Origin of the sequence: Metabacillus niabensis (assembly GCF_902829255.1) — a bacterium.
Lineage (GTDB): Bacteria > Bacillota > Bacilli > Bacillales > Bacillaceae > Metabacillus > Metabacillus niabensis.
This window is the reverse complement of record NZ_CADEPK010000136.1, coordinates 1-10,605: the sequence shown is the minus strand read 5'-3', so window position 1 is coordinate 10,605 and position 10,605 is coordinate 1. Positions and strand designations below refer to the sequence as shown.

Below are 10,605 nucleotides of genomic sequence, written 5' to 3'. Positions count from 1 at the left end.
GGGCTAGTATTAATGAAAGCAAAAGGTTATCATGTAGCAGTAGTTGGAGCAACAGGAGCAGTAGGTCAACAAATGCTTCTTACATTAGAAAGACGTAATTTTCCTATATCAAAACTAACTTTGCTTTCTTCTGAACGTTCCGCAGGTACTAAAATTACGTTCAGAAACGAAGAATATATAGTTGAGGCAGCAACGCCTGAAAGTTTTGAAGGTGTTCAAATAGCATTATTTAGTGCCGGTGGTAATGTTTCAAAGCAGTTCGCTCCAGAGGCTGTAAAACGAGGAGCAATTGTTATTGACAATACAAGCGCATATCGCATGGATGAAAATGTACCTTTAGTTGTACCAGAAGTAAATGAGGAAGCATTAAAAACACATAATGGGATTATTGCTAACCCAAATTGCTCGACAATTCAAATGGTCGTTGCACTTGAACCGCTAAGACAACAGTTTGGATTAAATAAAGTCATCGTTTCGACATACCAAGCTGTTTCTGGTGCAGGAGCAGCAGCTATTAATGAATTAAGAGAACAATCACAGGCTATTTTAAACGGTGAAGAATTTACACCAGAAATCCTTCCTGTCAAAGGTGACGAAAAACATTATCAAATTGCGTTTAACGCTATTCCTCAAATAGATAAATTCCAAGATAACGGATTTACGTTTGAAGAAATGAAAATGATTAATGAAACGAAGAAAATAATGAGTATGCCAGAGTTACAGGTAGCAGCTACATGTGTTCGTTTGCCTGTTGAAACTGGTCATTCCGAATCAGTTTATGTAGAAATAGAAAAAGAAGACGTAACAGCTGACCAAATCAAGGAGCTGCTTAAGAATTCTGATGGTATTACGTTACAAGACGATCCGGCAAATCAACTATATCCAATGCCTGCTTTAAGTGTTGGAAAGAATGATGTATTTGTTGGAAGAATTCGTAAAGATTTAGATTGCAACACTGGCTTTCATATGTGGATAGTTTCTGATAACCTATTAAAGGGTGCCGCTTGGAACTCAGTACAAATTGCGGAAAGTCTTGTAAAACTACAATTAGTTTAATCTTAATTAAGAAGAGAGCAGGCATTTTCCGAGCTCTCTTCTCTCACGTCTATAGTTTGAGGTGCTACAATGAGGATTTTAGTTCAAAAATTTGGTGGAACATCTGTTAAAGATGATAATGGAAGAAAACTTGCTCTAAATCATGTGAAAGATGCGATAGAACAAGGCTATAAAGTGGTTGTTGTCGTTTCTGCAATGGGCCGAAAGGGAGCTCCATATGCTACAGATACATTGCTAGATTTAGTATATGGTGGAACGGAAATGATTTCGAACAGAGAACAGGATATGTTACTCTCCTGTGGAGAAGTGATTTCTTCAATCGTTTTCTCAAGCATGTTAAATGAGGCAGGAATCAATGCAACTGCATTTAATGGAGCACAAGCTGGATTTATTACAAATGATGATCATACGAATGCAAAAATTCTTGAAATGAAATGCGACAGATTATTGGAAACATTAAAAACACATGATGTAGTTGTTGTTGCTGGCTTCCAAGGTGCGTCAAAAACAAATGGGGACATTACAACAATCGGTAGAGGTGGAAGCGATACGTCAGCCGCAGCATTAGGTGCAGCACTTGAGGCTGAATATGTAGATATTTTTACTGATGTTGAAGGAGTCATGACAGCTGATCCAAATATCGTGGAAACGGCTCGCCCTCTTTCAAATGTGACGTACACTGAAATCGTAAATCTTGCATATCAAGGTGCAAAGGTCATTCATCCAAGAGCAGTTGAGATTGCAATGCAATCTGAAGTGCCAATTCGAGTGCGATCAACATACTCACAATCATCAGGTACATTAGTTCAGGCAAAACATACTTCTAAAAGAGGTAGTGATGTGCATGAACGATTAATTACAGGAATTGCTCATGTTTCAAATGTGACACAAATCAAGGTCACGGCAAAAGAAGGTCAATATGATGTCCAATCAGAAGTTTTTAAAGCGATGGCCAACGATGGAATAAGTGTTGATTTTTTCAATATTACACCAATGGGCGTTGTGTATACAGTGACAGAGAATGTTACAGATCGGGCAATATCGATCTTAAATGATCTTGGGTATGAGCCTGTTGTTACGAGAAATTGTGCTAAAGTATCTACTGTTGGAGCAGGAATTATGGGTGTTCCAGGTGTTACGGCAAAAATTGTTACGGCATTATCTGAAAAGGGAATTCAAATTCTTCAGTCAGCAGATAGTCATACAACAATTTGGGTTTTAGTAAAAGAAGAAGATATGATTAAGTCGGTTAATGCACTACACGAAGCTTTTGGTTTATCCGAAATAAATCAATAAAGGATAGTAGTTATTGAAGTTGGCTGCAAAAGGAGTGAGAGTGGGAATGGGTCATTTTGGAAAACTTTTAACAGCAATGGTAACACCGTTTGATATAAACGGTAATATCGATTTTCAAAAAACCTCTACACTAATAGATTACTTAATCAATCATGGAACAGATGCTTTAGTTGTAGCAGGTACAACAGGAGAATCCCCAACACTAAGTTATGAGGAAAAAATCGCATTAATCAAACATACAGTGAAAGAAGTTGCAGGTAGAGTCCCTGTTATTGCAGGAACGGGCGGTAACAATACAGCTGCTTCGATAAAACTGACTAAGAAAGCAGAAGAGAGCGGCGCTGACGCCATAATGCTCGTCGTTCCTTATTATAATAAACCTAATCAAGAAGGTTTGTACCAACACTTTAAAGCGATTGCCGAGTCAACAAAGCTGCCTATTATGTTATATAACATACCGGGAAGAAGTGTTGTTAACTTAGAGGTTGATACGATTGTAAGACTTTCTGAGCTGCCTAATATTGTCGCGATAAAAGAAGCGAGCGGAAATTTAGATGCAATGGCAGAAATTATTTCAAAAACAAAAGATGAATTTGTCTTGTATTCAGGAGATGATGCCTTAACATTACCGATCTTATCAATTGGTGGTGTAGGGGTTGTTTCGGTCGCATCCCATATTATTGGGAAAGAAATGCAGGCAATGATTTCATCATTCGTTGAAGGGGATTATCTTTCTGCTGCAAAGCAACATCAAAAGCTACTCCCTGTCATAAAACAGCTTTTTACTGCACCGAATCCTGTTCCAGTAAAAACAGCATTGCAAATTAGAGGTTTAGACGTAGGTTCTGTCCGATTACCGCTAATTCCGTTAACAAATGAGGAACGAAATCAATTAACGAAAATAATTGATAATCATTTGTAATGATGAAAGGCTTGATACGATTTCGTATCAAGCCTTTTTATTTAAGAAAGGAAATGAAATGATACCTTTCCACTTTGTTTAAATACTATCCTCATGAATATATGCTTCTATGATGTAGCCAAAATTTCCTTGTATTCCATTTCTTTCATCAGTTATAATGTTTCTAAGTGACGTTGAACGGGTACTTCAGTGGGGAGGATAAATTAAATCATGGAAAAGACAGAAAATATAAAAATTATCGCCTTAGGTGGCGTTGGTGAAGTCGGAAAAAATATGTTTGTCATCGAAATTAATTCTAGTATTTTTGTTGTGGATGCCGGACTCATGTATCCAGAGGGAGAAATGTTAGGAATTGATATGGTGATACCCGATATTACTTATTTAAAAGAAAATAAGGGACGTATTAAAGGAATCTTTTTAACACATGGTCATGATGAGAGTATTGGAGCGATTTTTTATTTGCTCAATAATATTCAAGTGCCGATTTATGGGACAAAGCTTACGTTAGCATTAGTTGCGGAGAAGTTAAAGGAAAATCGTATGAAGCAATCAGTTTTAGTAAAAGAAATTGATGCACATTCTGTTTTAACCTTTGAAGATACCGTTATCACATTTTTTAGAACAAACCATAGTATCCCAGATACAATCGGTTTAAGCTTTGCAACGACTATGGGGGCAATTGTCCATACAGGTGATTTTAAATTTGACCAAACTCCAATTGGTTCAGATTATATGGATATTGCCAAAATTGCCAAAATTGGTGAAGAGGGAGTCCTCTGCTTACTATCAGATAGCATCAATGCTGAAAGACCGGGTTATTCAGGCTCTGAAGCGATTGTTGGCAATGAAATTCAAGATGTCATGTACAACGCTAAAAGCAGAATTATCGTTTCAGTTTTTGCGTTTAACCTTGTTCGTATCCAGCAAGTAATAAATGCGACTGCTAAAAGCAATCGAAAGCTGGCGATTGTTGGGAAAAATATGAGTAATAATCTCAACTTAGCGATTAACTTAGGATATATTGAAATCGATGATGAACTGATTATCCCCGTAAACGACATTGATAAATATCCAGCGAATGAAATTACAATCTTAACGACAAGCAATCAAGGCGATACATTATCTGTCTTATCAAGAATGGCAAAGCAATCACACAAACAAGTAAATGTTAAAGAAGGAGATACGGTTCTTATTGCATCTACTCCAATCCCTGGCCATGAGCTCGTTTTTTCAAAAACAATTGATTTACTATACCGGGCAGGTGCGAATGTTATCTTTGGTGAAAAACAAATTCATGTTTCAGGACATGGCCATCAGGAAGAGCTAAAGATGATGCTAAATATAACGAAGCCTAACTATTTTATCCCGATTCATGGCGAATATAAAATGCAAAAAGCCCATGCAAAGCTTGCAATCGAGGTTGGGGTAAATGAAGAAAACATATTTATTGTTGAAAAAGGTGACGTTATTGAGTTTAAAGAAAATCAAGTGTCAACGAGTGGAAAGGTGCCATCTGGAAACATCTTAATTGATGGATTAGGGATTGGTGATGTTGGAAATATTGTTCTTCGCGACAGACGTTTATTATCACAAGATGGAATTTTAATCGTTGTCGTGACATTAGATAAACAGAAAAAACAAATCATTTCAGGCCCTGAAATCATTACAAGGGGATTTGTTTACGTTCGTGAATCAGAGGCATTAATCGGTAAAGCGACTGATATTGTTTCAGATATCGTAAAACGAAGCATGCAAGAATATTCAATCGAATGGTCAGCGTTAAAATTAAGTATACGTGAGTCGCTTAATCAATTTCTCTATGAAAAAACGAAGCGTAGGCCGATGATTCTTCCAATTATTATGGAAATTTAAATTATCGTAGGACGAGCTATTTTCAAAAGGCATTGAATTATCAATGCCTTTTTCTTATGTCCAAAAAATCCTGGTAGAGCTGAAAAGACATCTTTATTTCAGAGGGTTTTAGAACAGTCTTTTAGAAAGAGTAGAGATTTGAAAAAGGGTAGAATTAGGAAACCGTTAAATCTCACACTATTTCATCGCATGAAAATTTTCATGTTGCTCATACTACAAAGAGAAAGTTAAGAGAAAGGGTGAACTTCATGACAAATCGTGGACAATACATACAGGGGAATGAGCAAAATGAAGGAGAAGAGAAACAAGAAGGAAAAGAAAGCTCGATTGTAGAAAAAATACAACAGCTAGGACAAACGAATGTCCCACAAATGGGTCAAGATTCAAAAATTCACTGTTTAACAATTGTTGGACAAATTGAAGGACATATTCAATTACCACCACAAAATAAAACAACTAAATATGAACATGTTATCCCGCAAATTGTTGCAATTGAACAAAACCCAAAGATAGAAGGCTTATTAGTGATATTAAATACTGTTGGTGGTGATGTTGAGGCGGGATTAGCGATTGCAGAGATGCTAGCTTCGATTTCAAAGCCAACAGTGTCCATTGTATTAGGTGGAGGTCACTCAATTGGAGTACCAATTGCGGTTTCCTGTGATCATTCATTTATTGTCGAAACAGCAACAATGACAATTCATCCTGTACGGTTAACGGGACTAGTTATTGGGGTACCGCAAACCTTTGAATATTTAGATAAGATGCAAGACCGCGTTGTTAATTTCGTAACGGGACATTCAAATATTACCGAAGAAAAGTTTAAAGAGCTTATGTTTTCAAAAGGAAACTTAACAAGGGATATCGGGACGAATGTCGTTGGGAAAGATGCAGTAGAATATGGGTTAATTGATGAAGTTGGTGGGGTAGGCCAAGCGATTCAAAAATTAAACAGTATGCTTGAAAAAAATCAAGCAAAGCAGGTGTTACAATGATTTACTATACGATGATGCCTGAAGAATTAATGTTCCCAACACATGAGGACGAGTATAAAAAGCAAACAATCATTGAAAAAGATGGAGTCCAGCTTTTAGTTCAAGGTACGGGAACAGCAGAATATGAAATTGTTCGAATTCTTAGTAGTGATCCTAAATATTTTTTAGATCAACAATATACTCCCGGACAAAAAATTATCATGTCTCATTCTTAATACAATGATTATTATGATATAATGGAAAGACAAGCATAAGGCAGCCAGTTTCGGCTGCCTTCTTTATGACAAATAAAGGAATTGTCGTATATTTTTTATACATAGGTGGTAGAAATGGCTAAACAAAAAAGAAAAACTAGAAAATCAAAGGATGAATGGAAAAGAACGCTGAAATTTGAGCTTACAGGCTTAATCATTCTTGCAATTGCTCTCATTTCAATCTCAAAGCTAGGCTTTGTTGGAATGACTTTTGTCCACTTATTTCGTTTTTTTAGTGGCGAATGGTATATGTTATTCCTTATTGAAGTTCTTTTATTTGCCTTTTATTTAATTTGGAGGAGACAAATCCCGTCATTATTAAGTAGACAAATGATCGGGGTACACTGTATAACTGCTGCAATTTTACTATTAAGTCATGTTACGTTGTTTAAGATGCTTTCCCATAATGGTACATTTGCAACACCGAGTGTTATTGCAAACACGCTTGAATTATTTTGGATGGATGTCAGAGGTGAATCGATTACAGTTGATTTAGGTGGCGGGATGCTTGGGGCAATTTTCTTTGCTGCATCTTATTACTTATTTGCCGAAGCAGGCTCGCAAATTATTGCGATCGTTTTAATCGTTATTGGTGTTATTTTAATTACTGGTCGCTCTCTTAAAGCAACATTGGCTAAATTGTTATCGCCGATTGGTGCATTTATGAAAAGACAAGCAATTGGATTTAAGGATGATATGAAAAGTCTACCTTCAGCAATTAAGCAAAAGCATGAAGAAAAAAGAAATAAGAAAAAAGAGCTTGAAATACATAATAGTGACAAAAATGATCTTGCCGAAGAAGACAATAGTAAACCAATCATTTCAAGCTTTTCGGATCATGAAGAGCCTGAATCAAAACCCGAAGAAATGATTATCCATACAATGGATACAGATAAAGTGGAGCCTAAAGTAAAAAAACATCAAGCTGAAAGTCAAGAAAGTAATGAACCAATTCAACAAGAAGATCTTGCGCCGATTTCGTTTGTTGAATTAGAAAATAAAGATTATAAGCTTCCACCTATTGACCTTTTGAAAGCTCCGAAACATAATTCTCAACAGGCAGATAAGAAAAACATCTATGAGAATGCACGGAAGCTAGAAAAAACATTCCAAAGCTTTGGGGTAAAGGCAAAGGTAACACAGGTACACTTAGGACCAGCAGTTACGAAGTATGAAGTTTATCCTGATGTAGGTGTGAAGGTTAGTAAAATTGTGAACTTAAGTGATGATTTAGCATTGGCCCTCGCTGCAAAAGATATTCGAATCGAAGCACCGATTCCTGGTAAATCTGCAGTAGGGATTGAAGTGCCGAACTCAGAAGTTGCCATGGTCTCTCTAAGAGAAGTACTTGAATCAAAAGCAAATGACAGACCAGATGCAAAATTATTGATTGGCTTAGGAAGAGATATTTCAGGTGATGCCGTTTTAGCAGAGCTTAATAAAATGCCTCACTTGCTTGTAGCCGGCTCAACTGGTAGTGGGAAAAGTGTATGTATTAATGGGATAATTACAAGTATCTTAATGAGAGCAAAGCCTCATGAAGTGAAATTAATGATGATCGATCCGAAAATGGTTGAGCTTACAGTTTATAATGGTGTGCCTCATTTACTAGCACCTGTTGTGACAGATCCTAAAAAGGCATCACAAGCATTGAAAAAGGTAGTAAATGAAATGGAACGTCGTTATGAGCATTTTTCTCATACTGGTACAAGAAATATAGAAGGCTACAATGAAATTATTAGAAGAAATAACTTAGAATCAGAGACAAAACAGCCGGAACTTCCTTATATTGTTGTGATCGTTGATGAGCTAGCCGATTTGATGATGGTTGCCTCATCTGATGTTGAAGATTCGATTACTCGTTTATCACAGATGGCTCGTGCCGCTGGTATACACTTAATTATTGCCACACAGCGACCATCTGTGGATGTCATTACTGGAGTTATCAAAGCAAATATCCCTTCAAGAATTGCATTTAGTGTATCTTCTCAAACAGATTCACGAACGATCCTTGATATGGGAGGTGCCGAGAAGCTATTAGGTAGAGGGGACATGCTGTTCTTACCTGTTGGGGCATCAAAGCCAGTACGTGTTCAAGGTGCGTTTTTATCTGACGAAGAGGTTGAAAAGACTGTTGATTTTGTTATTGCTCAGCAAAAAGCACAATATCAAGAGGATATGATTCCTACTGAAACTGTTGAAGCTCCAAGTGAAGTCCAAGATGATTTATATGAAGAAGCAGTACAATTAGTAGTTGATATGCAAACAGCATCTGTTTCGTTATTACAAAGGAGATTTAGAATTGGTTACACGAGAGCAGCACGATTAATTGATGCAATGGAAGAAAGAGGAGTAGTTGGTCCATACGAAGGAAGTAAGCCTAGAGAAGTTTTGCTTTCTAAAGAGAGCCATGATGAATTAACTTCATAAGATAGAAAGTGAAAAAGCTAGACAGCAAATCGAAATAAATGTCTAGCTTTTTCATATATTATATTAATTCTTTAATAAACGATAAAAGTGGATAAGAATTATTCAACAATTTAAAATTTTTCTACTACTTTCGACAAAAATTACCGATTTTTATTTATTTCTAGTTCAAAACATGATATAGTATTTTCGATTAGAGTTGGTGTATTACATCAGATGTCTGATCTCTTTTTATTTATGACATAGTGGAGGCGGACTTATGAGTATAAAAGCTGATAATCGACACCTGTATTTACGGGTTATTGATAAAATTAAAGAAGATATCGAAAAGGGGATTTATAAGGAAAAAGAGAAGCTTCCGTCAGAATTTGAATTGTCAAAGGATTTAGGTGTTAGCAGAGCAACTTTAAGAGAAGCTTTAAGAATCCTTGAAGAGGAAAATGTGATTATTAGAAGGCATGGAGTTGGAACTTTCGTGAATGTGAAGCCACGTTTTTCTTCAGGTATTGAGCAATTAAATAGTGTGACAGACATGATAAAAAATGCAAATTTAACACCTGGAACTGTCTTCCTTTCATCCTCGATTACAGGAGCTACAGAGGATGATGTAAAAAGATTTAAATGCAGTAAAGAGGATGAGATTTTTTTACTTGAAAGAGTCCGTACATCAAATTGTGAGCCTGTAGTTTATTGTTTAGATAAAATTCCTACTCATCTATTGCCAGAAAGCTTTGATCATAAGCAAGATTCATTATTTAAACTACTAGAGGATAAAGCATCAATCTATATTACTTATGCGGTTACACATATTGAACCAATCGGATACCATGAAAAAATATCTCAAATATTAGAATGTGATCCGGAAACTTCTTTACTTTTATTAAAACAAATTCATTATGATAGTCAAGATCGCCCTGTCCTTTATTCTTTAAATTATTTTAGAGCAGATCATTTCAGCTTTCACGTTGTAAGAAAGCGTTTATAGTATTGTAATCAAACTTCCTAAATGGAGGTTTTTTTATTTTGAGTAATTTTTCATCATGGCCTTTATGATGAAGATTTTGTAAGAGAACTTTTTTGAAAAGAATATGTCTGCTACATTATCCCAGTATATGTTTACAGCATATTACACAAAATGAAATTGTGTTAAAAATATTGCAGACAAAAGGTGAAGCAAAGATGGATGGAAGAAAGAAGCTCGATTTGTTAGCAGTATCATCTGTTCCACTTGTAATGACTTTAGGAAATTCTATGCTAATCCCTGTTCTACCTCAAATCGCTAAAAAACTAAATATTAGTGCATTTCAAGTTTCGTTAATTATTACAGTTTACTCTATAGTGGCGATTGTATTAATACCAATTGCAGGATATTTATCAGATCGATATGGTAGAAAAATGATAATGGTTCCGTGCTTAATCATTGCAGGCTTAGGTGGAGCGGTATGTGGTTGGGCTTCTTTAACACTAGATGACCCATTCCTATTCATTATAATTGGGAGAATATTACAAGGGGTTGGTTCTGCTGGTGCTTTTCCTGTTGTAATTCCTTTAGTTGGGGATATGTTTAAGGATGATGACGAGGTCACTGCAGGGTTAGGTATGACAGAAACAGCAAATACTGCGGGAAAAGTCTTGAGTCCCATAATTGGAGCCACATTAGCATCATTTATATGGTATCTTCCATTTTGGTTTATTCCTTTTTTTAGTTTAATAAGTGTTATTTTAGTATTTTTCCTTGTGAAAGTACCGAAAAAGAAAAAGGAAAATAAACAGACATTTAAAG

Annotated in this window: 9 protein-coding genes; all 9 read left to right on the top strand. The window is 36.0% G+C overall.

All coding sequences use genetic code 11. The features are described 5' to 3' along the window. The first annotated feature begins 12 nt into the window (after positions 1-12). Complete coding sequence (gene asd / locus HU235_RS11250) at positions 13-1,056, top strand: aspartate-semialdehyde dehydrogenase (protein ID WP_095297704.1); 1,044 nt, start codon at positions 13-15, stop codon at positions 1,054-1,056. A 69-nt stretch (positions 1,057-1,125) separates the two neighbouring features. Beyond that, entirely contained in the window at positions 1,126-2,352 is a 1,227-nt protein-coding gene (gene dapG, locus HU235_RS11245; protein ID WP_095297702.1) for an aspartate kinase, read from the top strand. 46 nt (positions 2,353-2,398) lie between these two features. Beyond that, a complete protein-coding gene (gene dapA, locus HU235_RS11240) occupies positions 2,399-3,274 on the top strand; it encodes a 4-hydroxy-tetrahydrodipicolinate synthase (protein WP_174880279.1) in 876 nt (291 codons plus the stop codon). Between the two features lie 210 nt (positions 3,275-3,484). Then, positions 3,485-5,146 (top strand): ribonuclease J, encoded by a 1,662-nt coding sequence (locus HU235_RS11235; RefSeq protein WP_174880278.1) that lies wholly within the window; start codon positions 3,485-3,487, stop codon positions 5,144-5,146. Positions 5,147-5,394: 248 nt separating this feature from the next. Next, a complete protein-coding gene (locus tag HU235_RS11230) occupies positions 5,395-6,141 on the top strand; it encodes a ClpP family protease (RefSeq protein WP_095297696.1) in 747 nt (248 codons plus the stop codon). Continuing rightward, complete coding sequence (locus HU235_RS11225; RefSeq protein WP_095297695.1) at positions 6,138-6,356, top strand: YlzJ-like family protein; 219 nt, start codon at positions 6,138-6,140, stop codon at positions 6,354-6,356. Before HU235_RS11230 ends, HU235_RS11225 begins: the two co-directional genes overlap by 4 nt. Before the next feature lie 114 nt (positions 6,357-6,470). Continuing rightward, positions 6,471-8,825 carry a DNA translocase FtsK gene (locus tag HU235_RS11220; protein WP_174880277.1) on the top strand — a complete coding sequence of 785 codons (2,355 nt, stop codon included), beginning with the start codon at positions 6,471-6,473 and terminating at the stop codon, positions 8,823-8,825. A 256-nt stretch (positions 8,826-9,081) separates the two neighbouring features. Next, positions 9,082-9,807, top strand: coding sequence for a GntR family transcriptional regulator (locus HU235_RS11215; RefSeq protein ID WP_095297691.1), 726 nt, complete (start codon positions 9,082-9,084; stop codon positions 9,805-9,807). A gap of 194 nt (positions 9,808-10,001) precedes the next feature. Beyond that, a partial coding sequence (locus tag HU235_RS11210; protein ID WP_174880276.1) for an MFS transporter occupies positions 10,002-10,605 on the top strand: 604 nt, incomplete at its 3' end.

Bases quoted from the DNA above. Each gene is read 5' to 3' on its own strand.
- HU235_RS11235 (WP_174880278.1), top strand. From the start codon at position 3,485: ATGGAAAAGACAGAAAATATAAAAATTATCGCCTTAGGTGGCGTTGGT.
- asd (WP_095297704.1), top strand. From the start codon at position 13: ATGAAAGCAAAAGGTTATCATGTAGCAGTAGTTGGAGCAACAGGAGCA.
- HU235_RS11230 (WP_095297696.1), top strand. From the start codon at position 5,395: ATGACAAATCGTGGACAATACATACAGGGGAATGAGCAAAATGAAGGA.
- dapG (WP_095297702.1), top strand. From the start codon at position 1,126: ATGAGGATTTTAGTTCAAAAATTTGGTGGAACATCTGTTAAAGATGAT.
- HU235_RS11220 (WP_174880277.1), top strand. From the start codon at position 6,471: ATGGCTAAACAAAAAAGAAAAACTAGAAAATCAAAGGATGAATGGAAA.
- HU235_RS11215 (WP_095297691.1), top strand. From the start codon at position 9,082: ATGAGTATAAAAGCTGATAATCGACACCTGTATTTACGGGTTATTGAT.
- dapA (WP_174880279.1), top strand. From the start codon at position 2,399: ATGGGTCATTTTGGAAAACTTTTAACAGCAATGGTAACACCGTTTGAT.
- HU235_RS11225 (WP_095297695.1), top strand. From the start codon at position 6,138: ATGATTTACTATACGATGATGCCTGAAGAATTAATGTTCCCAACACAT.